The following is a 24,022-nucleotide window of genomic DNA, read 5'->3' on the forward strand; positions in this document are numbered from 1 at the left end:
CTATATGTCCCTCCTCAGCGCGCTAAGTACATCGATGCGCGTCGCTCGTTTAGCGGGACGCGATCCGGAAAGCAAAGCAACACCGAGCGAGATAAGGCAGGCGATGACGGCAAGGTAAGGCGGAATGAAGGAGAAGACGAAATCGTCCGGAACCTGCTCTTCCATGAATGCTTCAATCGCGATCGGGAGGCCGATATTGACGACTATCGAGATGACATAGGCGACGACAGTCCCGATTACCGCGCCAAGCAAGCCGATCAGACTGCTCTCCAGCAGGAATATCCGGCGAATCGCGGAAGGATGCGCGCCGATCGCTTTCATGATGCCGATATCCTGGGAGCGTTCGGTCACGGCCATCGTCATCGTATTGAATATGCCGATCGAAGCGATTAATACGGCGATGGTGCCGACGAAACCGAGCCCGATTTTCATGATCGTGAACACTAGGTTAATCTGCTTCAACTCGCTGGCGATCGAGTGGCTCATATAACCCTTCTCGCGGATTTCCTCGCTAATGCCTTTGACGCGGTTCGCTCCGTCGGCGATGACTTGAACCTGGTTGAATTGGCGAGGATCTTGCAACCCCGGTGGCTGTTCCGCATTCTGATTGCCGGAATCCTCGGGAAGCAGCATCGCGCCCCATTGCGTCCCAGTGAAAGCTTCAAGCTCGGTTAAGATTTCGTTGCCGATATAGACGTTGGAATCCGTCTGCCATTCCCGGCTAGGCTGTTCGCTTATTCCGACGATTGTAACGGGAAGCTTCATCGTCCGTTCCTTGCCGTCTTCCCCAAGCTGCTTAACCTTCAGCTCCATGATTTTGCCTAGCCATTCTTTGGCGGGGGGAGCATCGGCCGGCGGGGTATCGCCGCCGGCGGCGCCGGATTGTTGCGGCGTCTGGCGAATGTTGAAGCCCACGATAACTTCGCGAGGCTCCTGCGGCAATCGGCCTGCGCTTAGCCCGAATCCGGCTTTGCTCTCGGCCGCGAAGTCGACGTTCACGGTTGCGTTCGAGCCTACCGCTTGTCCGTCGATCATCGGATTCAGCGCCTGCTGGACGTAGTTGCGGTATGTAACTGCTTTTACGTGATCAACGGTACGTAAATATTCGATATTATCGGCATCGATGACGCGGTCAACCTCGTTGTTAGATTCGACTCCGTAAATATCGATCGCCGTGACCATTCGATCTCCGACCATATCTTCAACGATGCTCTTCTGAAGGCCGAATCCGACCGATGCCAGCACGATCAGGAAAGTACAGCCCATCGCGGTCGCCAATACCGTCATGAACAGACGGGTTTTGTTTTTTTTCATATTTTGCCGGACGAACCGGAATTGATCAGTGAACCTCATGCGCGGGATTGTCCCCTTTCCCATAGGCGTTCAGAAGGTATCCGTCTTTCAAATTCACGGTACGATGCGCGATCGAAGCGACCTGCTCGTCATGCGTTATGAGAACGAAAGTCGTCCCCTTGTCTTGATTCAGATGTTGAATGAGAGCGAGCAACTGGCGTTCGTTGTCGCTGTCCAAGCTTCCCGTAGGCTCGTCCGCAAGCACGATGGGGGGATTCAGCATCAAGGATCGGGCCACGGATACCCGTTGTTGCTGTCCTCCGGATAATTCTCCCGGATAATGTCCGGCATAATCGGCTATGCCAACCTGCTCCAAGAGCTCCATGACGCGCTTCCTCCGTTCCGATACTCCAAGGCCTTTAAGCACGAGAGGCAGCTCCGCGTTCTCGAAAGCGGTCATGCTTGGAATGAGCTGAAAGCTCTGGAACATGAATCCGAGACGGGCTAAACGGAAGTTCGCCCACTCGCCTTCGCTCAAAGAGGTTACGGATTGGCCGGCTACGCGGATCTCTCCGGATGTCGGACGAATATATCCGGACATTAAGTTCAGCAGTGTGGATTTACCCGATCCGCTCCGTCCGACGATGGCGACGATTTCGCCTTCCCGAACGTGCAGATCGATGTCATGGAGTACGGGGACGACCCGTTCCTTGCCTTTTTTGCCAATGGCGAATTGATGGTTGATTCGTAGCATCTCGATCATGCGAACCCCTCCGTTCTAAAGCCATTATACTTCTCCAAACATTAACAAATCGGTAATAACATCTGAAGAAATTCTTAAGATTTATGAGCAGTGTAAACTAATGTAAATAGTTTGTCGGCATTCAGCCAACATTCAGGGAATCCTTATGTTCCGTTAAGGTTGACTTCATCCTTTTTTCAGCAATGATGCCAATAATGGGTAAAGTAAGACCAATAACGGAATAGGAGGAAATACGATGAACAACAAAGTAAGAACTTTAGGAATAACCGCCGCTTTGGCGGTTATGATTCCCCTCTCCGCTTATGCGGCAACGACTACCGGGAGCTCGACGGACGAGAAGAAGGTAGAATCCGCTTGGACGGCCAAAGGCGCGGGAGGATTGCACGAGGATCGCGGAGCCTTCAAGAGAGGCGAAGGATTCGTCAGCCAGGAAGTGCTCGACGTACTTAAGCTGGACAAGGACGCTTTCGAAGCGAAAATCCAAGCGGGTTCCACGCTGGCGAAAATCGCCGAGGAGCAAGGGGTGTCGCGGGAAAACCTGAAGAGCGCGATGACCGAAGGGTTTAATAAGAAGCTGGAGGAGAAAAAACAGGCATTCGCGGACAACCTGGACGCGGTGATCGACTCCGATCTGCAAGCGATGAAGCACGGAAGAGGAGGCAAAGGCGGAATACATGCCCGTGCGGATTTCACCGCCGTTGCTGCCGTTCTTGGAGTAAGCGCGGAGGACCTGAAGGTACAATTAGAAGCGGGTAAATCGTTAGCCGACTTGGCCAAGGAGAAAAGCATTGACGTACAAAAGCTGATCGATGCTCAAGCTGGCTCCATCACGAGCCAAATCAACCAAGCCGTCAAGGACGGCAAGCTGACGCAAGAGCAGGCGGATAAGCGACTGGCGGACGTTACCGGCATAGCCGAGAAAATCGTCAACGGCAAAGGCTTCGGCTTCGGTGATGAGCGTCATCACGAGGGAGGCCATGGCCGCGGTTTCGGCGGCAAAGACCACGGCTTTGGCGGCGAGAAGCCGCCGAAGGATTCCGTTACGGACGCGGCTGAGCCGACGGCTTCGTCGTCATAAGGCGCTAGCTAGCAAGAAAAGACTTGCCGGACTCTCTTTGGCTTCTTGCAAAGAGAAGCTCCGGCAAGTCTTTTTTGTTGCATGGCATCGAGAGTATGCGGTCGATGCACCGATTAGTTGGAGTAGGGAGCGGTAGCGGCACGGTGTGCCGTTAAGTGAGCAAGAGAGGGGAATCGGTCTCCGACTCCCCCTCTCCTACTCAGCGTAGCGCTCCTCGGTCAGGCAGCGGAAATTAGCCTGATTTCGATGCCGGAAGGATCCTTTACCATCCAAATGCCCGGTTCTACCTCGCTCGATGCGATTCCAGCTGCCGATATTTTATCGAGCGTGCGCTTAAGCTCCTCTACGGAAGGAAGCGCGATCGTGTAGTACGACAGCCCGGTTCCGTTGGCAGGCGGTTGCGGCGCTCCGACTCCAGCCCATATATTCATGCCGATATGATGGTGATAACCGCCGGCGGAGATGAAATACGCCCCCATCGTCTTGGAGGCATCGGCGGCTATGTCGAAGCCGAGAACATCGCAATAGAATGCTCTGGATTTAGCTAGATCGGAAACGTGCAGATGAATATGCCCGAGAATCGTGCCCGAAGATAAACCAGTCCACGGCTTATCGCCGGCGAGCTCAAGCAATCCCTCGATATCGACCGGATCGGAGCCCATGACGTAATTGCCTAACGCGTCCTTCTTCCACTCCGTTCTTGGCCGGTCTCGGTAGATCTCGATTCCGTTATTTTCGGGATCCGAGATGTACAGAGCTTCGCTCACCAGATGATCGCCTTGCCCGACTTGGATGCCGGATTCGATCAATCTGCGGAGCGACAAGCCCAGGGCTTCCCGGCTAGGTACCAGAATGGCGAAATGATATAACCCGGACACGGATCTTCTTGGAACGACCGCGGCATTCGGAACCTCTTCGAGAATGAGAAAGGCTGTCTTGCCGTCAACGGTAAGAGTAACGAAATCAGGCGACCGGTCTAATATCTGAAAACCGACGACTTCTTGGTAGAACTTAATCGAACGATCGAGATCGCGCACTTTCAGCTTGAGCTTTCCAAGCGAGGTATCAGCGTGAATGGATTGAGTCATTTGCATATCCCCCTATAGGTTGACGTAATCGTATTTAGACACCATCAACTTAGTTACTTAATGTAAGTAACTATAACAAATAAATCAAATGATGTAAAACACTTTATCTAGGCTATCCGCTCTCTCCGGCTCATATGATAACAACAGCGAGAACACGCTGGGAGGGGTTTCTTTGGCTATTAAACCATTGGCGTTGCAGCAAGGCGATACAGTCGGAATCGTCACGCTGGGAAGTCCGCTTGCGGCAGAAACGATCGATGCGAGGATCGCATACCTTCGGTCTCTAGGACTTAAAGTTATCGTCGGGCGCTACGTTTACGCGGCTAACGGTTTTCTGGCCGGAACCGATCAACAGCGGGCGGAAGATTTAATGGCTATGTTCGCGAACGAAAACGTGAGACTTATCCTGCCTTCGAGAGGCGGCGTAGGGGTAGAAGGGGTTTTGCCCTATTTGGATTACGATTTTATTCGAAAAAACCCCAAGATCGTCAGCGGGTATAGCGACATCACCATATTATTGAACGTCCTTGCCCAATTATCCGGAATCGTTACGCTCCATAGCCTGCTGCTCCTCGATTTCAAGCCGGAAACTGCACCCTATAACTTTAACCAATTTTTCACCGCGACCTCGTCCGTTACAGTCCCTCGCCCGATCGTGAACCCTCCCGGAAAGCGGCTTATCGGCAAGGTTCCCGGCAATGTCAGCGGAATTCTTGTCGGAGGCAATCTGACTTCGTTCGTCGGTTCGCTCGGTACGCCATACGAGATCGACACGAAAGGAAAAATACTCATGCTCGAGGAAGTCCATGAACCGGTGAATACCGTATATCGTTACGTGGAACAGCTCAAGCTTGCCGGGAAATTCGCCGATTGCCGCGGGATCATCATGGGCGAGTGCACGGGCTGCGAAGAAGCTTACGGACAAACGTACGAGGATTTGATCGACGATTTCATCGTCCCTCTCGGCAAACCGTTGATAACTAACCTGGCATCAGGCCACGGCACGCTTAAGGCTGCCATCCCGATCGGAGCTTTCGTTAATATGAACGGGGGAACCGGTACGATTACGCTGCTAGAATCGGCGGTAAGGTACTAAACGGCAACCGAGCGTCTTTGAAAAATCGTATAAATGGTTTACACTTGGGAGACAACCTAACCCCTGTCTCTTTATTTGCGTTATAGCGATGGGCATGGATGGAAGGAGAGAATGAAGATGTCTTTCGTTAGCGATATTCTGGATTACAATCGACAATTCGTCGAGCAGAGGAAATACGAAAAGTATTTGACGGACAAGTTCCCCGAGAAGAAGGTAGCCATCTTAACCTGCATGGATACGCGGTTAGTCGAGCTTCTTCCCAAAGCGCTCAATTTGCGCAACGGCGACGCGAAAATCATTAAAAACGCGGGTGCGATTCTGACCCAACCCTTCGGCAGCGCGATGAGAAGCATTCTGATCGCCATCCACGAGATGGGAGTGAAGGAAGTGCTCGTTATCGGGCATCACGGCTGCGGTATGACTCAGCTCGATTCGGGATTGCTAGTGGAGAAATTCAAGAAAAACGGGATTTCGGAAGAAGTCATCGACACGCTGGAAAACTCCGGTATTCGCATGGACCGCTTCCTGAAAGGCTTCGATCGTCCGGAAGACGGCGTAAAACATAGCATCGAAATCATTCGTAAGCACCCGCTCGTCCCGTCGTACATTCCCGTGCACGGCTTCATTATTCATCCCGATACGGGAGGTCTTGAATTGATAAGCGACGGGTACGAGGCGTGCGGCAAAGGAGTCGAACAAGGATGAAGTACCGCAAATTAGGTAAAAACGGTCCGGAAATCTCCGTGATCGGATTCGGGTCTTGGGCAATCGGAGGCGGAGGCTGGGCTAGCGCTTGGGGAAGCCAGGACGACCGGTTATCGATCGAGAGCGTGCGCGCCGCACTGGACGCGGGAGTAACCTTCTACGATACCGCTGCCGTTTACGGGCTCGGACACTCCGAAGAGGTCATCGGCCAAGCCTTAAAGGGAGACCGCGACAAGGTCGTCCTGGCGACGAAATGCGGCTTGGTATGGGACGAGTCTAACGCCGTCACTCGGAGCGGCACTTACGATTCGATCATTCATGAAGCGGAATTATCGTTGAGACGGCTTGGCACGGATTATATCGACTTATATCAAATGCACTGGCCGGCCGAGAATGCTCCGGCGGAAGAAACGATGCGCGCCATGGATAAGCTCGTGCAGGACGGCAAAGTGCGATACGTCGGAGTCAGCAATTACGATGTTCCGCTTCTGCAGAAATCCCTGAGCGTGAGACATGTCGACTCCGTGCAGCCGCCGTACTCGATCCTGCGTCCCGCTATCGAGCAAGAGTTGTTGCCCTTCTGCCTAGAGAAGGGAATCGGCGTAGTGGCCTATAGTCCACTGGCTTCCGGATTACTGTCCGGCAATTATACTTACGATACCAAGTTCGGGGAAGACGATTGGCGTTCCCGTAACAAGGCTCATACAGGCGATAGTTTAAGGGGTAACGTCGATCGCGCGGAGCAGCTAAAAGCAATCGCGGCTAGATTCGATATCACGTTGCCGCAGCTCGCGATCGCTTACGTACTGGCGCATCCCGCGTTGACTAGCGCGATCGTCGGCGTTCGCAAACCGAGCCACATCTTGAGCGTATTACCTGCGACGGATGTCCAACTAGACGACGATACGCTTGCCGAAATTCGCGCGATCGCAAATTCATAACAGCTTCAACGGAAAGAGTTCCTCGGCCGAGGAGCTCTTTTTTTTCTATTAAACAATCCGCAAAGTTACCATTTTGATTCAAATGGGCATAATAGGGCTATTGAACTCAGTAGATTATAAAAGCAAAGAAAATGGAGGAAATAATAATGAAACGCTCAACGATTACTTGGCTTGTGGTTGGCGCGATCGTGCTGATCGTGATTTTGTCCGCGGTTAGCTCGTATAACGGCTTGGTTTCGTCCGAGAACGCGGTGGACAACAAATCCGCGCAGATCGATACGCAGCTTCAGCGCCGGGAAGACGTCATTCCGAACTTGGTGAATACGGTCAAAGGATATGCCGCTCACGAGAAGGAAGTATTTCAATCGATCGCGGACGCGCGAAGCAAGCTGGCCGGCGCGGGAACGACGGCCGAGAAAGCGGCGGCTAACGGCGAGCTCGAAGGCGCGTTATCCCGATTGCTCGTCGTCGTCGAGAATTATCCGAACTTGAAGGCGGATGCCCAATTTACCCGCTTGATGGACGAGCTGTCCGGAACGGAAAACAGAATCGCGGTCGCCCGGCAAGATTACAATAACACGGTGACCGCTTACAATTCGAAAATAAGGAAGTTCCCCGCGGCGATCTACTCCTCGTTGTTCGGCTTCGAGAAAAAAGATCTATTCCAAGCGGCGCCGGGCGCGGAAACCGTGCCTGACGTACAATTCTGACGATGGCCGGCCTTAGATCGACCGCTAAAAGAATAGCCCTTCTCGGGATCCTGTCGTTCGGGTTACTTGCGTTGTCGGCGGGCAACGCGAATGCTAAGGTCGACCCTCGTTTCGGCGTTTACGTCCAGGACGGCGCAAGCGCGATCTCCTCGCAAACGCAGGAGCAGATGTACAGCAGAGCGATCTGGCTGCACGAACGTACGGGGACGGCTCAGGTCGGAGTCGTTACGACGAACACGCTTAACGATCGTACTTTAGAGGATTTCGCGGTATCCAAGTTTCGTGAGCTTGGGCTAGGCAGCAAGGAAAGAAACGATGGAGTGCTACTGCTGTATTCGGCATCGGACCGTCATGTGCGGATCGAGGTGGGATACGGGCTCGAGGGACGTATTAACGATGGTAAAGCCGGAGCCATCCTGGATCAATACTTCGTGCCGAATAGAGACGCAGGCCGTCTTGACCTGGCCTTCTCCCAGACGCAGAGCGCTATCGTCAACGAGGTCGCGGCGGAATACGGCTTGGATGCTTCGGGCGTCATGGATGAGGGAATGCCTCCTCTATCCGGACCGGCCGGCGACGGAGGCGGGTTCTTCTCCGGGATGCCTACCTTCGTTAAGATACTGATCGGGATAGGCGTAGCTTTTCTCATTTTCCTTGATTTCAAGTTCACTGGCGGCATGATTACCTTCTCCGTTATCAATCTGCTTGGCCGCAGGGGAGGATCCGGAGGCGGCGGAGGCAGAGGAGGAGGAGGCTCGTCCGGGGGAGGCGGAGCAAGCAGATAATTGTAAAGTCCGGAACCCGGAAACGGGATTTCGGGCTTTTTTGCGGTCAATAGGATGATGTTGCAGGAACAGGACTAAAATTGTAGAAAGGTATAGAATGTCCCCGAAAGATCGGACAAACAGGCGGAAGAATTCGGGTGAACCCATGAAATGGAAAACTTGCTCCATACTTATCGCGTTCGTGATCGTATATAGTCTTCGTTTCTATTGGCAGTACGGATTGGATAGGGAGCTTCCGCAAGCGAAAGCCGGCGTATTGGATTTGTCCGGTTGGGATGCGCAATCCGGAAAGGTGGTTTCGCTGCGGGGAGATTGGTTATTCGTTCCGGGTAAGTTTATCGCCCCGGAGGCAGGACAGCTCCTAGGAAATATCGAGGGAGAACGCGAGCTGAAGGTTCCCGGCGCTTGGGATCGCGAATTGGGCGAGGAGCGTTCGACCACCTACGGGTTCGGAACGTACAGGCTGAGAATTCTCCTCCCGGACAATACCGCCGGAAAGTACGGCATTCGCGCGCAAGTGATTAGAACGGCCCACAAATTATACGTTAACGGGGAGCTCCTCGGACAAAAAGGCGAACCGGGGGCCGACGCCGCTTCTTCGCGGCCTCGGGTATCTCCGTACATCGTAAGCTTCTCGACGGACATGAAGGAAGCGGAGATCGTGATTCAGGCGTCCAACTTCCATTACGGCCGTCTTGGCGGGATTTTCGACGATATCCAGTTCGGATCGGCAGAATCGATCAATCGATACGGCGAGATTCAACTCGTGGGCAACAATCTCTTAATGGGATTCTACGCGATGAGCGGCTTATTCTTTATCATCTTGTACCTCTTCCGAAGAATTAGCAGGGAGCTGCTCTATTTCAGTTCGTTTTTCTGGATGTCTCTGCTATTCTGGAGCACGCACGAAGAACGGCTTCTGTTCTGGCTGCTGCCCGGGATCGATTACGAATGGCAAACCAAGCTTCAATCCCTGCCTTCTCTCGGATTATTTCTGTTTTTGTTCCTGTTCGTCCGCGCTTTATTCCCGCGAATCGGCAATCGGAAGCTGGACAAGTTTGCCGTCGGTTTAACTTTGGCGACGGCCTGCCTCGTTTTGTTTACGCAAGTCGACTTTTACTCTCGGTTCGAGCTAGTCATGATATCCGTCGATGGCGTCCTGCTATTCTATTCTTTCTATATTCTGATTAGGGGAAGCTTCAAGAGCAATAACGATTTCGTTTTCTCCGCGATCGCCGCGATATGTATTTTGATGGAATCGTTCATGCAGGGAATATTCTATATGGGCTTCGTGCCGGATAGGGGGTTTCCGCCGATCGAGCGCATCGGATTCATCGTTTCGATGGCCATGCTCATCGCCAAACGCTTCTTTACGAACATGGAGCAAGTGGAAATCATGTCGAAGCGGCTATTGCTTGCCGACCGATTAAAGAACGATTTTCTGGTTAATACCTCGAATGAGATCAGGGTACCCCTTCATGGGCTGATCAACCTAGCCCAAATTATGATCGACGAGGGCGGGCTGAAGGAAACGAGGCAGGAAGAACGGCTTTCCCTAATGGTATCCACGGGAAGAAGGCTCGTACATCTGTTGAACGACATTCTTGACCTGTCCAAGATCAACGACAGCGGAGTCGAGCTGTCGCTTCGTCCGGTCGACGTTCGCATGACGATCAACGGAGTTCTGGAAGTCATGCGGTACATGACGGATAAAGCGGCAGTGAACTTCGTGAATCTAACCGAGCCCGGCATACCTTACGTACAGGCGGACGAACAGAGGTTGATGCAAATTTTGTTCAATCTGCTGCACTATACCGTTAAGTCCGGCGCGGAGGGCATTATCCCCGTGAAGGCAGAGTTCAAGGGGGGACCCAAGGAGGTAGTCGTCACGATAGACGCGTTATTCCAAGGGAACGTTCCGAACAACGAATTGCCGGAAGCAGAGCTCAACCTGAACATTAGCCGGAAGTTAATCGAGCTTCATGGAGGTACTTTCGCGGAACATACATCTAGACACTCGGGGATGGAGCTGCGTTTCACGTTGCCCTTATCGGACAATCAGGAAGTCGTCCTTAGCGAATTGACCAGGGGAAACCCGGAAGCCGAGGAGGAACTTTACTCGATGGTCGCGGCTACCGCGGCTCCGTCCGATTTGCCTATCGATGCTCCCAAGGTATTGATCGTCGACGATGATCCGGTAAACTTGAAGATCATGGAGGAGCTTCTTGCGCTGGAGGGCCTGAAGGTGACGGCGGTCATGGATGGCATTGAAGGGCTGAAAGCATGGGAGAGGGGAACCGATTGGGATCTTGTCGTTCTCGACGTCATGCTTCCGGGCATGTCGGGTTACGATTTGTGCAGGCAGATCAGAAGCAGGAATTCCTTCTACGATTTGCCGGTGCTCTTCTTGACGTCCCGCATTCAGCCCGCCGATCTTCTTGTCGGTTTCGACGCTGGAGCGAACGACTATGTCACTCAGCCGATCGACGCTTCCGAGTTCCGGGCGAGGACCAGAACGTTGCTGCGGATGAAGCAATCGATACGCGATCAATTGCATATGGAGATGGCGCTGATCCAGGCTCAGATCAAACCGCATTTTCTGTACAACACGTTGAATACGATTGCCAGCTTAAGCGAGATCGATCCGGAGAAAACCCGCGAGCTGCTGAACGACTTCGGAAGTTATCTAAGAAGCAGCTTCGATATGAGAAACTTGGACAAGAAGGTGCCTTTCTCCAAGGAATGGACGCTAGTAGAGTCGTATTTGCAGATCGAGCAGGCGAGATTCGGGAATCGGATGAAAGTAACGACGGCGTTGCCGGATAATCTCCAATTCGGAATTCCTCCGCTCTCTATACAGCCGATCGTCGAGAATGCGCTGAGGCATGGAATATTACCCCGATTCGAGGGGGGGAACCTGCTGATCGCGGTATCGGAGGAAGTCGGAGGTTATCGGATTATCGTCAGGGACGACGGGGTCGGATTTGCCTCGGATAAGATCGAAGCCGTATTATCGGGCACGTACCGTTCGGGTATCGGACTTCTGAACGTACACAGGCGACTATTGAATACATTCGGCGAGGGATTGATCATAGAAAGCAAAGAAGGACTCGGTACCGAAGTAAGCTTTCGAATACCGGCGGCCAAGGAGGAAACGGAATTATGAGAGCGATCGTGGTAGATGACGAGAATTTGGCGTTGGAAAGCATGGTTCGGAACCTTCAGCGCTACGACGTGGAGGTGTTGGGGGCGTTTCAGGATCCTCGCGAAGCGCTCAAGCAGCATCTGGCCTTAAACGCCGATGTTGCTTTCGTGGATATCGAGATGCCCGAAATGGGCGGCTTGGATTTGGCGGCCCGCTTGCAATCGGACAACCCCGAGCTGCAAATCGTTTTCGTGACCGCATACGAACAATACGCGATCGATGCGTTCGAGTTTGCCGCGGTCGATTATTTGCTTAAACCGGTTCAACTCAAGCGCTTGGATATGACGCTGAAACGGTTAAGCGCGACGCGCAGCAACCATCGCGAAGCCGGGGAAGCCTCCTTCGCGACGTTGTGCTTGCTTCATCATTTAAGCATTCAAGATGCGCACGGGGTTTCGAAAGAAATTCAATGGAGAACGAATAAGGCAAAGGAGTTGTTCTCTTACTTGATCCATATAGGCGAGAGGACTCCTAACAAGGACGAGCTTCTCGATCGGCTATGGCCGGATGGAGATATGGACAAAGCAGCCACTTATTTGCACACGACCATCTATCAAATTCGCCGAACGTTGAAGAACGCGAACATTCCATTGAAGATCGAGTACAAAGAAGGACGATACCGTCTTGACCTTCCTTCCGGAGCAATCGTGGATGCGAGAAAGTGGGAGAAATCGTTGAAGGAAGCGGCGGATGCGACCGACCACGAGGAAGTGCATCGGTTGCTATTGAAAGGTTATCGAGGCGACTATCTGGAATCGGAAGGTTTTCTGTGGGCGGAGAACGAAAGAGAACGGTTAAGGGCGCTGTGGCTGGATCAAGCGATTCGAAACGCCGAATGGATGGAAACCTCGGAGCTTTTCGGCAACGCGATATCCCTGTATCAGCAAATTCAACTGAAGTTTCCCGAAATCGAAACGAGCTACTTCGGTCTGATGAGGTTGTTCGATAAGCTCGGCAACTCTTCGGATGTACACCATCAATACGAGAAGCTTACTCGAATACTTGCCGAAGAATTCGATATCAAGCCGACGGAAAAAATCATGAAATGGTTCCGGAATTGGCAAGGAGGAAGCCATATTTCTTAACCCGATAAAGGCATGTGCAGTAAGATGTTGCCAATGTTCAGAATTTGTTGAGTCCTGTCGAGTATGATCGACAAAGGAGAGGTCGCTAATGTTGGGCCCCTAATTTGCAGCTTGCTCGGGAGGGTTTTCAAATGGCTAAAATAATGGTAGTGGACGATGCCGCTTTTCTGCGCGCGATGCTTAAAGATATATTGGTGAGAGCCGGCCACGAGGTCGTGTTCGAGGCGAAGAACGGACAAGAAGCCGTCGATAAATATAGAGCGCTGATGCCGGATCTGGTCACGATGGACATTACGATGCCGATCATGGAAGGGATTCAAGCGGTAAAGGAAATTCGGTTGATTGACCCGGAAGCTAGCATCGTCATGTGTTCGGCAATGGGGCAAAGAAACTTGATCATCCAAGCGATTCAAAGCGGCGCCAAGGACTTTATTATTAAGCCTTTCCAATCGGAGCGCGTGCTGGAAGCCATCGACAAGGCAATGGGTCTTTAGATTACGTTAAGAAAAATTCCTCGAAAACGAAACTCCAGCAGTATCCGCAAGACTCCGCTTTCCCTTTTCCCCTTCGGTATCAACGAGTTCCATTTCCCTTCAACCCTGTCCTATGATCTTCCTGCGGAAAGCAAGAGGCGCGATTCCTTCCTTGCTCGAGAAGCAGAACGTGAAATACGAGCCGTGCTGAAAGCCCACCTCCTCGGCGATCCTGCTTACCGACCATTCGGTTTGGACGAGGAGCTTCTTTGCGTGCTCGATTCGGTATCGCAATAAATAGTCCATCGGCGTCATTCCGTATACTTTAAGCATGCATTTCGCCAAGTAGTTGGGGTGATAATTTAATTCCGTTTGAAGGATGGAATTCGTTATTTTGTTCGTATAATTCTGCCGGATGTATAATTCGATCTTCTCCGCCAGCCGAAAGGCCGTCCCATCCGAAGTCGATGCCAGCTCGCGGTCCAAATGCTGAATGAACAACTGGAACGCGGACTGCCTCTTCCAATTTCTGAGCGATCTAGGCTCATCCTCCAACTGAAAAAACTGCCCGAGTATTTCAAGCGCTTTTGCCTTAAGCGAGGTATGCTTCGGAATGAAAACCGAGCATACTTCGCTGTGGTTTAAATAAGCCGTCTGCTTGTGCGCGGCAATCAAGGCAGATTGGTTTTCCAAGCATTGGTTCATCCCCTCGCATTCATCCCATGCACCGAACGTATGAAAGTGGATCCAGATGATCTCCGTCTCCTCCTCGCAAGGCTCGGTGCCGTAATGATTCGAATCCGGTCTTAAGATAAAGGCATCTCCCGTCTCGATCGTCCACTCCCCGCCGCCTTCCGCAAGACTCAATTTTCCCTTCGTAACTACGACTAAATCGAAGACTCCGATGTTGCTGCGACTGACATGCCGTTCTCCGGCACGGTAATAAGCACGTCCGCAATCGATGAAATAGGGGACGGGCGGAGAGATGAAATGCAGGATGGGAGAGCTCATTTGCGTGACCTCCAGTTGGTTGTAATTCTTAAAAAAGTGGTTGTAATCGATTATATAAATACCATGATATCACATGTATTATAGTAAATATAGCGCTTACATCATAGGTGGGATTTATAAAATAAAGGGGCATATTTGATGCGAAAATTATCCGACTCCAACGTTGTTTTTCTTCAGAAAGCGATCATCCAGGATGACTTTTGGTCCCCTTATATTGCATTAGTCCGCGATGTCGTCGTTCCCTATCAGTGGGAGGCGCTTAACGACCGAATCGAGGGAACGGAGCCCAGCCACGCGATCCGGAATTTCAAAATCGCGGCCGGCCTGGAGCAAGGCGAGTTTTACGGAATGGTGTTCCAGGACAGCGATGTATCCAAATGGCTGGAAGCGGTCGGCTATCTATTGGAGCTTGGGCCGGATCCGGAGCTGGAGGCGGTGGCTGACGACATCGTAGAAACGATAGCGAAAGCGCAGCAAGAAGACGGATACCTGAACACGTACTTCACGCTGAAGGAACCCGAAGGAAGATGGACGAACTTAGCGGAGTGCCACGAGCTCTATTGCGCGGGCCATCTTATCGAGGCGGCCGTCGCGTATTACAGGGCAACGGGAAAGGATCGGATCTTAAACGTCGCCTGCCGATTGGCGGACTGCATCGACGATGTTTTCGGTCCGGAGGAAGGCAAGATCAACGGGTACGACGGTCATCAGGAAATCGAATTGGCGCTCGTTAAGCTTTATCATGCGACGCAGCACGACAAATATTTGGAGCTCGCTCGATTCTTCCTAGACGAAAGAGGGAAGCTGCCCCACTTCTACGACGAGGAATTCCGAAAGCGAAACGGTCGAACCCATTTCCCGGGCTTGAAGATGACCGCGGATAAATTCTATAGCCAAGCGCATTTGCCAGTTAGACAGCAGACGACGGCAGAAGGTCATGCCGTGAGAGTGGTTTACATGTGCTCGGGTATGGCGGACGTGGCGCTTGAGACGAAGGATCCGGATTTGCTGGCGGCCTGCCGGGCTCTGTGGAGCAACATCGTAAGCAAGCGGATGTACATTACGGGGGCAATCGGGTCCATGTCCTACGGAGAATCGTTTACGCTGGATTACGATTTGCCGAGCGGCACCGCTTACGCGGAAACGTGCGCATCCATCGGGTTGATCTTCTTCGCCCATAGAATGCTGAAGATCGAACCGAAAAGCGAATACGCCGACGTCCTGGAGCGGGCCCTGTACAATACCGTGATCGGGGGAATGTCCCGCGACGGCAAGCATTTCTTCTATGTTAACCCGCTTGAAGTATGGCCGGAAGGAATCCGCAAAAACAAAAATTACGAGCATGTGAAGGTCGAACGCCAGCAGTGGTTCGGTTGCGCTTGTTGCCCGCCGAATATTGCTAGATTGCTGGCATCTCTCAGTACTTACGTGTACTCGGTAAAAGACAATACGGCTTATACGCATCTCTACATCGGGAGCGAAGCTAGATTAGAGCTCGCCGGACAGACGGTGTCGTTAATCCAGCGGTCGGAACTCCCGTGGGAAGGCGTCGTACGATTCGAGGTCGCGATGCAACGAACGTCCCGCTTTACTTTAGCCTTGCGAATCCCCGATTGGAGCGGATCTCCGGACATTCGCGTCAACGGCAAAGCCGTCGTCGTTGCCGATTACCAAGAAATAAACGGTTATATTCACGTGGATCGGGAGTGGAGTTCCGGGGACATCGTCCACTTGGTCTTGCCGATGCCGATCAATTATATGAAGGGAAACCCTTTAATTCGGGAAACGATCGGCAAGGTAGCGATTCAACGCGGCCCGATGGTTTATTGCATCGAAGAGGCGGATAACGGTCCTCATTTGCATCAGCTGTTTCTGGAGCAAGGCGCGGGCGCGGATGGAAGGTTGGAATTCGAGCAGGAAATGCTCGGGGGACTGCTTACGTTAGCGATGCCGGCGAATCGGATCGTCGAAGAGGGCTGGGGAGATCGGCTCTACAAAGCGAATGCGGATACGAAAGTCGAGAAAACGACAGCCCTGTTCATCCCGTACTTCGCTTGGGCAAACCGGGGAGCCGGCGAAATGAGGGTATGGGTTTCGGGGTCTGACTCTGGTCAGGGAGGGAAGCGCATGGGGCAATCGCGCCAAAGCACGGCCGACTCGTAAATCAGATTGAAATATCCCCGCAAGGGCGAGAGGAAATATCGAAAGATGACGAATTATATAAGATGGAGGGGTTAAATTGAAGACAATGAAAAAGGGTTTTATGGTTAGCGCGGCAATGATTACGATCTTAGCCATGATTGTTGGATGCGGTTCCAATAATAACAAGGGTACGAACGCGTCGCCATCGGGTGACGAGGCTTCGAAATCGCCGGAGAAATCGCCATCCAAGACGGAGAAGGTCAAGATTATCTATTCGATGTGGGGAAGCGAAGAAGAAGGCAACAAAACGCAAGAAGCGGCAGACAAATTCAACGCCACTCAAGACAGAATCGAAGTAGAAGTGCAAGCGATTCCTTGGGAGAGCTACATGACCAAGTTGAATACGCAGGCAACGGCAGGTCAATTGCCGGATACGGGGATCTTAAAGGAAGACGGCGTCATCCAGTGGTCCTCCGACGGCATGCTGAACGATGTAAGTACCATGTACGAGGGAAGCGACAGCAAGCCGCTGGATAGCCTGGCTTACAAATATCAAGGCAAGACCGTAGCCTATGCCGCGGCCAATGAAATTCTCCTCTTATACTACAACAAAGACATGTTCGACAAAGCCAACGTTCCCTATCCTCCATCCGTGCTAGATAAAGCATGGACGTGGGACGAATTCGTAGCAACGGCAAAGAAGCTGACGAATGACAAGAACGGTAAACATCCCGGCGATGACGGTTTTGATTCGCAGAGCATCGTTCAGTATGGCGCATCCGTTGAAAATTTGGCATGGCAATTGGAAACTTGGGCGCTCAGTAACGGCGGCGGTTTCTACAATAATGACGGTACTGAGGTAAGAATCGGGGAAGACGCGAGCGTGGAAGCGATTCAGAAAGTCGCCGATCTGTACTTGAAAGATCATGTCGCTCCGTTATCCGTGGGACAGACCGATGACGGCATTCAGCGCACCATCATTGCGGGAACGGTCGCCATGGCTACCAACGGCCAGTGGAACGTAGGAACGAGCTTGAATGCGGCCAAGGAAGCCGGGCTAAAATACGGCGTAGCCGTGTTGCCTTACATGAAGGAAAAGGTAACCCTCAACACGGGCGGCGCCAATGTCGTGTTCTCCCAAACCAAACATCCGAAAGAAGCGATGGAATGGCTCAAATGGTACACGGCCGAAGAAAACAACTGGGGACTCATTTCATCTGGCATTTGGATGCCGGTGCTGGAAAAGTGGTATACGGATGAAACCCTTACCCATAAATGGGTCGACAATCCGAACTTCCCTCCGTATGAAGAATACAAGTCGGCGGTAGTCGATTATGCGCAATCCTCCGCGGCGAGACCCGCGTCCTGGTTCTATACGAATTATACGACGGAATTTAACACCTTGCTCTCCTCGAGTCTGGGGGATGTGTGGACCGGAAAGACGACCGCCAAGGACGCCATTGCCAAAAATCTCGAAGCTTTGAAAGCAGCTAATAAAGGCGACAAGTAACGGATAGGAGGGATGACCGCCAAGAATAACGCAAGCGGCGGTCATCCTTCAAACATGAGGTGGGGAGCGAGATATGGAAACCTTTTATAAACCGCCGCAACGCCGTTCCCGACTTCTTTCAAGCGAGGCAAGCGTTGCTTATATATGCTTGATTCCGGCCTTCCTCGGACTGATCTTCCTGACCTATTTGCCTCTTGCGGGCGTGCTGGGAATTAGCATGACGAATTGGACGGGGTTAAAAACCCCCGAATTCGTCGGCTTCGATAATTATGTCAAGCTGTTCACTACAGATCCTTATATTAAAGATTCTATTAAAGCGACCATATACTTCGCCTTTTTATCCGTAGCCGGAAGCATGATTTATTCGCTTTTCATCGCGATGCTGTTGAACCGTAAAATTCCGGCAAGAGGTTTTTTCAGAGCCGTATTCTATGTGCCGTTCGTCCTGCCTGCCGTCGCCATATACGTAGGATGGTCCTGGCTTTACGAGGCGAATTTCGGGTTCTTCAACTTTCTTCTCTCCGAAGTGGGATTAAACAAAGTTCTTTTTATCGCGGATTCCAGTTACGTAGTTCCTTCCCTCTCCTTGATCGCGGTCTGGCTGTCGGGGAACTTGATCGTTATTTTTCTGGCCGGGCTTCAGAACGTTCCGAGCAGCTATCATGAAGCGGCCGAGATGGATGGCGCGGGCGCATGGAGTCGCTTCCGGCATATCACCCTGCCCTGCATGACGCCGATCATCTTTTATAACCTGTTGCTGAGCCTGATCGCCAATCTTCAAGTCGTAACGCCGGCCCTTGCTCTGACCAACGGCGGACCGGGCAACTCTTCCCGATTCATGACTTATCTGATGTACGATCAAGCTTTCGTCAATTACAAGCTGGGCTATGCCTGCGCGACGACCTTTGTTATTTTCGCCATTCTTGCCGCCTTTACCGCCGTTTTGTTCAAGACGTCGAACCGGTGGATCTTCTCCGAAGGGGGCGACGATAAATGAGCGAACTCACTTACGTCAGGCTAAAGAGCAAGAAACGCAGCGAACGAACGATGAACGCGATTACGCTTCTACTCGTCCTTTTATTTGCTTGTATGGCGCTCTTTCCGATTTGGTGGATATTCCGAACGTCATTGATGACGAATCCCGAGATTTACAGATATCCGCCTTCTCTGATACCTGAAAATTGGTTGTTTTCCAATTACGAAAAAACGTTGGAGATATTTAAGTTCTGGAAATATTTGTGGAATACGATGATGATAATCGTTCCTTCCTGTTTAGCGGGGACCATCACGGCCACCTTGTGCGGATATGCCTTCGCAAGGTTGCGGTTTCGGGGCAAACAACTGATCTGGACTCTTTGCGTCGGTTCTATGCTCTTGCCTGTCATGGTAACGCTCATTCCGCTGTACATCGGATGGACGCGGGGGCTGGGGCTCCAAGACAGCTATCTGCCATTGATACTGCCTTATTTCTGCGGCGGCGGCGCTTTTAATATCTTCTTGATCCGACAGTTCATCCTCTCCATACCGAGAGAACTCGACCAGGCGGCAACGATCGACGGCGCCGGATACTTCCGCATCTTGTTCAGCATTATTATGCCGGCTATCAAACCCGCGATGATCGTCGTCGCGTTGTTCATCTTCATCGGCTTATGGAACGATTTGCTCCAACAGATGATTTACATTAATTCGAGCGACAAATTCACGATAGCGTTAGGGCTTACCAATTTCAGAGGTCAATTAAAGTCGGATTGGTCGCTGACGATGGCGGCTACGTGCCTATCCTTTGCTCCGGGCGTCCTGTTCTATCTGCTCGGACAAAAGTATTTCGTAGAGGGAATCACGATGACCGGAATTAAAAGCTAGCAGGTTAACAACTAGAGAAGTTAAGAGCCGATTCGGGAAGATTCCGAGTCGGCTCTTTTGGAAAGGAGGTGATAGGCCAATAAAATGCGGAGGAAATAGAGAGACGGATCGGACAACCAGACGGAGGGATGCCGGCTTAATAAAAGGAATCGAGGAGGAATCATTATGTTAACGCAAGTGGCAGATCAGCGTAGTAGACGTGTTCTCGTCATAGTGACGGCTCTATTCGCGAGCATTCTATTCATGTTCATTTGGCCGAAGCTAGCGTCCGCTTACACGATTTCCAACGGTAACTTCAATGTCCAAACGGGCACGAACGGCGAGATTACTTCCTTGCAGCTCACTGGGGATGCTTTTCCGACCAACTACGTCATGAACGGAACGAACGCGCCGAACCAGAATACGGCCGATCATCAATGGCTAGGTGAATTGATGTTCAAGTATAAGCTGGGAAGCGGGGCATGGACCAACGCGTGGACCAGCAAATCCGCGGACGGAAGAACGCAAACCCAGAGCGGCAACACGGTGACGGTTACTTACCAGAACGCAACCAATGCGGAAGGAATCAAGAATTTCAGGGTCGTGGAGACGTACTCGCTCGTCAACGATTACTTGCTCTGGTCGATCAACGTAACGAATACGAGCACCCAGAACATCGAAATCGGAGACTTCGGATTGCCGCTTCCGTTCAACGAGTTCTGGACGGGAGGCAACAACGAGGAAATCTACGAAACCAGAGTACTGACGCATTCCTTCGTAGGTAACAACAGCTCGTACATTACGGCGGGCAGACCGAGCGGTATCGGCTCTTATCTATTGATGGTTCCCGATGCGACGACGGGCGCCGGCTTCGAGTATCAAGACCGCTGGCGCATAGAGGAGCATCCGGGAAGTAAGTGGGCGATGGATCAAGGGGGCTGGGTAGAAGGACTTAACGTATTCTACATCCACTCCAACGTGATCAAGAGCACGAATCGCGGTTATCTTCCGAACACGAGCCTCATCTTGACTCCGAATCAGAGCAAGACGTATTCGTTCAAGTTTTTCAAGGTGGCTAACGAGAACGCGGTAAAAGATAAGCTTTACAGCGAAGGCCTCGTCGACGTCACCGCCGTTCCGGGCATGATGTTCGCCACTAACATGAAGGCGAAGGTCGACCTGCGCACAACCAAGACGATTACGTCCGTTACCGCTCAATATCCGTCGGAAACGACGATCAATTTCCTGAACACGGTGTCCGGAGGACACAACGTTTACGAGTTGACCCTCGGTCATCTCGGACCGAACAACATTACGGTGAATTACGGCACGGGCGAGAAAACGGTACTGCAATTTTATGCGATCGAGCCGATCGACGCGGCATTGCAGAGACATTCCACCTTCATGGTGAACAGCACGCAGTGGAATGCTCCCGGCCAGCTCAAAGACAAAGTATTCGACGATTGGATGATGGACACGAAGGCGAAGCGGAACGTGTTCAACGGATACTGGGGCTGGGGAGACGATTGGGGTTACACCCACGGACAATTCCTTGCCGAGAAGAACGTTCAGACGCCGGTCGCTTCCGAAATCACGGCGGTGGATCAATATCTGGAAACGGCCATCTGGAATTCGCTTATGGCCACGAACCATTCGGATTACCTCATCTACGATTTCCTCATGCCGGCGCCGAATACGACGCCTACCTATCGGGGATACGCGTATCCGCATATCTACAATACGTACTTCAGCATGTATAAGATCGCCAAGCTTTATCCGAATATCGTGACTTATATCAACCCCAAGAACACCTATCTTCTGAGAACTTATAATATTTTCAAAGCGCTGTACGACGGACCTGTCGCCTACAACTGGAACACCGGACTGATGGGCGAATTGACGACTCCGGAAATCATCAAGGCATTGCAAGACGAAGGGTATACCGCTCAAGCCAACGACATGATTTCAAAAATGGCTACGAAATACAATAACTTCGCGGGCACGACGTATCCATACGGCTCCGAATACAACTACGACAATACGGGCGAAGAAGCCGTCTATACGCTTGCCAAAATGAATAATAACACCACGATGAAGAGCAAGATCAACGCCAAAACCCGCGCAGCTCGCGGACATATGCCGATCTGGTACTATTACGCCGATCCGGTGACGATCACGGGCGAGAACTGGTGGAACTTCCAATATACCGTCTCTCTTGCCGGTTACGCGATGGACGATTGGATCCGCAATCATTCCACGACTCCGGAAGTCGAGCAACGGATGTCCTACGCGGCGAAGATCGCCAATGTGGGGGCGATCAACTCCGGACAGATCAGCTCGGATCCCGCCAATATCGGGGCGGTCGCTTGGACTTACCAAGCGGAGAAAGGCAATTACAACGCTCTTGGCCACGGAGGCGGACCATTGCAGAACGGCTGGCGCGGAATGTCGGGCGAAGCGGATCTCGGTTTGTTCGGAGCTATCAAGATACTAAGCTCCGACGTCGCGGTCGACCCGATCTTCGGATTGTATTGCTACGGCTGCGACGTGACGTCGAGCGGAGGCAATTACTCGATCGTTCCGAAAGACGGAGTGTTCCAACGCCTTAATCTCATTACCGAGAAATTCGGAATGGAGCTGGAACGCGACAAGTATACGGCGGCAACGGTAGCGATCGCTAAAAATTACGTCAACTTTACGTTGAAGAACTCGACGCATGGAACCGCCCATACGTCCAAAGTCAGCTTCAAGGGCTTGGCGGCGGGATCCTACAACATCCTGCTGAACAACGTCGCGGCGGGAAACGTCAATGTCACTACAGGGGGCGCTGCGACCGTTAGCCTGAGCATCGGCACGGCGGCAACTTACGATGTGAAGCTTCAGCAAGGAACGCCGCCAGCGAATACGGCTCCCGTCGTGAACGCCGGGACTAACGGAACCTTTACGTTGCCTGCGACCGTTGCTATAGCCGGAACGGTAACCGATGACGGCTTGCCGAGCGGGACGTTGACGACGACCTGGAGCTTGGTGAGCGGAACGGGAATGGCAAACTTCGCGAATGCCGGCTCGTTGAATACGACGGCTACCGTGTCCGTCGCGGGAACATACGTATTCAGGCTTACGGCAAGCGACGGAAGCTTGACCGCTAATGCCACGGTGACCCACACCGTGAATCCCGCGTTGCCGGTGCCCGAGGTCGTAGCGAATTACTTGCTCAACGAAACGAGCGGAACGACGGCGAGCGATTCTTCCGGCAACGGGAAGAACGCTACTCTAACAGGAGGTACCTCATGGGTTGCCGGGCATGCGGGCAACGCTCTTAGCTTAAACGGAACGAACGCCTATGCTAGTCTGCCGACCGGAATCGTCGGCGGTTTGAATGATTTTACGATATCGACTTGGGTTAAAGTGACCAGCTTAAGCGATTGGGCTCGTATTTTCGATTTCGGCACCGGAACGAGCAACTATATGTTCTTAGCTCCGCGAGCCGGGGGCTCCGGTTTACGGTTCGCCATCACAACGAGCGGCAACGGCGCAGAGCAGCAGCTGAACGCGCCGGCATTGCCGACCGGGGTTTGGAAGCATATCGCGGTCACGCTGTCGGGCACGACCGGAAGACTTTACGTGGACGGCGTTCAGGTAGCCAGCAATACGAACATGACGTTTAAGCCGTCCAGCCTGGGAAGCACGACGTTAAACTATATCGGCAAGTCCCAGTTCGGAGATCCGTATTTGAACGGGCAGGTCGACGACTTCAAAATTTACGGCAGGGCGTTGAGCGCGACGGAAGTCTCGACCATCTTCGCGGGAAGTACGACGGCGAGCAATATTGCTCCGCTTGGAACGGCGTCGACATCGTTCGTCTCTTCTTGGGAGAGCCTGACGGGTTTGAACGACGGTTACGCTCCGACTAGCTCGAGCGACCGCGGACATCCCGTTTACGGCAATTGGGACAATCCGAATACGACGCAATGGGTTCAGTACGATTTTGCCCAGAGCTATTCGGTTTCCGGCATCGACGTGTATTGGTTCGACGATAATGGGGGCATCGATCTGCCGGCCTCCTATTCGATTCAATATTGGAACGGAACGGCATGGGTCAACGTTTCCAGTCCTTCGGGGTTAGGCACGTTAGCTAATCAATATAACGCGACGACCTTTACTCCGGTTACAACGAATAGGATTCGCTTGAACGTTACGGCCAAGGCGACGACTTCGACCGGTATCGAGTCATGGAAAGTCTATGGTATCTAGTCAGAAAATGAATCAATAAGACAAAACACGCGACGAGCCGC

Annotated in this window: 18 protein-coding genes; 14 read left to right on the forward strand and 4 right to left on the reverse strand. The window is 52.2% G+C overall.

Annotation, left to right across the window (positions count from 1 at the left end; translation table 11 throughout):
* Window positions 1-1,353, reverse strand: a complete 1,353-nt coding sequence (locus DFP95_RS06055) for an ABC transporter permease (RefSeq protein WP_115991673.1) — start codon at window positions 1,351-1,353, stop codon at window positions 1-3.
* Window positions 1,340-2,056: an ABC transporter ATP-binding protein gene (locus DFP95_RS06060; RefSeq protein WP_115991674.1), complete on the reverse strand. Its 717-nt coding sequence runs from the start codon at window positions 2,054-2,056 to the stop codon at window positions 1,340-1,342. The genes DFP95_RS06055 and DFP95_RS06060 overlap by 14 nt, the downstream gene beginning before the upstream one ends.
* Window positions 2,057-2,291: 235 nt before the next feature.
* Here DFP95_RS06060 and DFP95_RS06065 point away from each other — a divergent pair, with 235 nt between their 5' ends.
* Entirely contained in the window at window positions 2,292-3,134 is an 843-nt protein-coding gene (locus DFP95_RS06065) for a hypothetical protein (RefSeq protein ID WP_115991675.1), read from the forward strand.
* Between the two features lie 218 nt (window positions 3,135-3,352).
* Here the strand turns inward: DFP95_RS06065 and DFP95_RS06070 are convergent, their stop codons facing one another.
* Entirely contained in the window at window positions 3,353-4,222 is an 870-nt protein-coding gene (locus DFP95_RS06070; RefSeq protein WP_115991676.1) for a VOC family protein, read from the reverse strand.
* Window positions 4,223-4,394: 172 nt separating this feature from the next.
* Here DFP95_RS06070 and DFP95_RS06075 point away from each other — a divergent pair, with 172 nt between their 5' ends.
* From DFP95_RS06075 to DFP95_RS06110, 8 genes are all read left to right on the forward strand, one after another.
* The gene (locus DFP95_RS06075; RefSeq protein ID WP_115991677.1) at window positions 4,395-5,318 is read left to right on the forward strand and encodes a S66 peptidase family protein; all 924 of its coding nucleotides are present in this window, start codon (window positions 4,395-4,397) and stop codon (window positions 5,316-5,318) included.
* A 117-nt stretch (window positions 5,319-5,435) separates the two neighbouring features.
* Window positions 5,436-6,023: a beta-class carbonic anhydrase gene (locus DFP95_RS06080; protein ID WP_115991678.1), complete on the forward strand. Its 588-nt coding sequence runs from the start codon at window positions 5,436-5,438 to the stop codon at window positions 6,021-6,023.
* Window positions 6,020-6,964, forward strand: a complete 945-nt coding sequence (locus DFP95_RS06085; RefSeq protein ID WP_115991679.1) for an aldo/keto reductase — start codon at window positions 6,020-6,022, stop codon at window positions 6,962-6,964. The genes DFP95_RS06080 and DFP95_RS06085 overlap by 4 nt, the downstream gene beginning before the upstream one ends.
* Window positions 6,965-7,110: 146 nt before the next feature.
* Window positions 7,111-7,674, forward strand: a complete 564-nt coding sequence (locus DFP95_RS06090; protein ID WP_115991680.1) for a LemA family protein — start codon at window positions 7,111-7,113, stop codon at window positions 7,672-7,674.
* A 2-nt stretch (window positions 7,675-7,676) separates the two neighbouring features.
* Entirely contained in the window at window positions 7,677-8,459 is a 783-nt protein-coding gene (locus DFP95_RS06095; protein ID WP_115991681.1) for a TPM domain-containing protein, read from the forward strand.
* Between the two features lie 145 nt (window positions 8,460-8,604).
* Window positions 8,605-11,625: a response regulator gene (locus tag DFP95_RS06100; RefSeq protein WP_181907284.1), complete on the forward strand. Its 3,021-nt coding sequence runs from the start codon at window positions 8,605-8,607 to the stop codon at window positions 11,623-11,625.
* Entirely contained in the window at window positions 11,622-12,749 is a 1,128-nt protein-coding gene (locus DFP95_RS06105) for a response regulator (protein WP_115991683.1), read from the forward strand. The genes DFP95_RS06100 and DFP95_RS06105 overlap by 4 nt, the downstream gene beginning before the upstream one ends.
* 131 nt (window positions 12,750-12,880) lie before the next feature.
* Window positions 12,881-13,243, forward strand: coding sequence for a response regulator (locus DFP95_RS06110; RefSeq protein WP_115991684.1), 363 nt, complete (start codon window positions 12,881-12,883; stop codon window positions 13,241-13,243).
* 99 nt (window positions 13,244-13,342) lie between these two features.
* On the opposite strand, the gene DFP95_RS06115 is transcribed toward DFP95_RS06110, so the two are convergent.
* Window positions 13,343-14,233 (reverse strand): helix-turn-helix transcriptional regulator, encoded by an 891-nt coding sequence (locus tag DFP95_RS06115; RefSeq protein WP_115991685.1) that lies wholly within the window; start codon window positions 14,231-14,233, stop codon window positions 13,343-13,345.
* Window positions 14,234-14,371: 138 nt separating this feature from the next.
* Here DFP95_RS06115 and DFP95_RS06120 point away from each other — a divergent pair, with 138 nt between their 5' ends.
* From DFP95_RS06120 to DFP95_RS06140, 5 genes are all read left to right on the forward strand, one after another.
* Window positions 14,372-16,396, forward strand: a complete 2,025-nt coding sequence (locus tag DFP95_RS06120) for a glycoside hydrolase family 127 protein (protein ID WP_115991686.1) — start codon at window positions 14,372-14,374, stop codon at window positions 16,394-16,396.
* Between the two features lie 85 nt (window positions 16,397-16,481).
* A complete protein-coding gene (locus DFP95_RS06125) occupies window positions 16,482-17,885 on the forward strand; it encodes an ABC transporter substrate-binding protein (protein ID WP_115991868.1) in 1,404 nt (467 codons plus the stop codon).
* A 73-nt stretch (window positions 17,886-17,958) separates the two neighbouring features.
* Entirely contained in the window at window positions 17,959-18,882 is a 924-nt protein-coding gene (locus DFP95_RS06130; protein ID WP_115991687.1) for a carbohydrate ABC transporter permease, read from the forward strand.
* The gene (locus DFP95_RS06135) at window positions 18,879-19,748 is read left to right on the forward strand and encodes a carbohydrate ABC transporter permease (protein WP_115991688.1); all 870 of its coding nucleotides are present in this window, start codon (window positions 18,879-18,881) and stop codon (window positions 19,746-19,748) included. Before DFP95_RS06130 ends, DFP95_RS06135 begins: the two co-directional genes overlap by 4 nt.
* 243 nt (window positions 19,749-19,991) lie before the next feature.
* Window positions 19,992-23,981, forward strand: coding sequence for a DUF5695 domain-containing protein (locus DFP95_RS06140; RefSeq protein WP_245987439.1), 3,990 nt, complete (start codon window positions 19,992-19,994; stop codon window positions 23,979-23,981).
* Window positions 23,982-24,022: the final 41 nt, after the last annotated feature.

Source organism: Cohnella lupini (assembly GCF_003386205.1).
Taxonomy (GTDB): domain Bacteria; phylum Bacillota; class Bacilli; order Paenibacillales; family Paenibacillaceae; genus Cohnella; species Cohnella lupini.

Coding starts and splice junctions, on each gene's coding strand:
- DFP95_RS06090 (WP_115991680.1), top strand. CDS start 7,111: ATGAAACGCTCAACGATTACTTGGCTTGTGGTTGGCGCGATCGTGCTG.
- DFP95_RS06080 (WP_115991678.1), top strand. CDS start 5,436: ATGTCTTTCGTTAGCGATATTCTGGATTACAATCGACAATTCGTCGAG.
- DFP95_RS06115 (WP_115991685.1), bottom strand. CDS start 14,233: ATGAGCTCTCCCATCCTGCATTTCATCTCTCCGCCCGTCCCCTATTTC.
- DFP95_RS06065 (WP_115991675.1), top strand. CDS start 2,292: ATGAACAACAAAGTAAGAACTTTAGGAATAACCGCCGCTTTGGCGGTT.
- DFP95_RS06070 (WP_115991676.1), bottom strand. CDS start 4,222: ATGACTCAATCCATTCACGCTGATACCTCGCTTGGAAAGCTCAAGCTG.
- DFP95_RS06105 (WP_115991683.1), top strand. CDS start 11,622: ATGAGAGCGATCGTGGTAGATGACGAGAATTTGGCGTTGGAAAGCATG.
- DFP95_RS06100 (WP_181907284.1), top strand. CDS start 8,605: ATGAAATGGAAAACTTGCTCCATACTTATCGCGTTCGTGATCGTATAT.
- DFP95_RS06135 (WP_115991688.1), top strand. CDS start 18,879: ATGAGCGAACTCACTTACGTCAGGCTAAAGAGCAAGAAACGCAGCGAA.
- DFP95_RS06085 (WP_115991679.1), top strand. CDS start 6,020: ATGAAGTACCGCAAATTAGGTAAAAACGGTCCGGAAATCTCCGTGATC.
- DFP95_RS06130 (WP_115991687.1), top strand. CDS start 17,959: ATGGAAACCTTTTATAAACCGCCGCAACGCCGTTCCCGACTTCTTTCA.
- DFP95_RS06125 (WP_115991868.1), top strand. CDS start 16,482: ATGAAAAAGGGTTTTATGGTTAGCGCGGCAATGATTACGATCTTAGCC.
- DFP95_RS06055 (WP_115991673.1), bottom strand. CDS start 1,353: ATGAGGTTCACTGATCAATTCCGGTTCGTCCGGCAAAATATGAAAAAA.
- DFP95_RS06095 (WP_115991681.1), top strand. CDS start 7,677: ATGGCCGGCCTTAGATCGACCGCTAAAAGAATAGCCCTTCTCGGGATC.
- DFP95_RS06140 (WP_245987439.1), top strand. CDS start 19,992: ATGTTCATTTGGCCGAAGCTAGCGTCCGCTTACACGATTTCCAACGGT.
- DFP95_RS06060 (WP_115991674.1), bottom strand. CDS start 2,056: ATGATCGAGATGCTACGAATCAACCATCAATTCGCCATTGGCAAAAAA.
- DFP95_RS06110 (WP_115991684.1), top strand. CDS start 12,881: ATGGCTAAAATAATGGTAGTGGACGATGCCGCTTTTCTGCGCGCGATG.
- DFP95_RS06120 (WP_115991686.1), top strand. CDS start 14,372: ATGCGAAAATTATCCGACTCCAACGTTGTTTTTCTTCAGAAAGCGATC.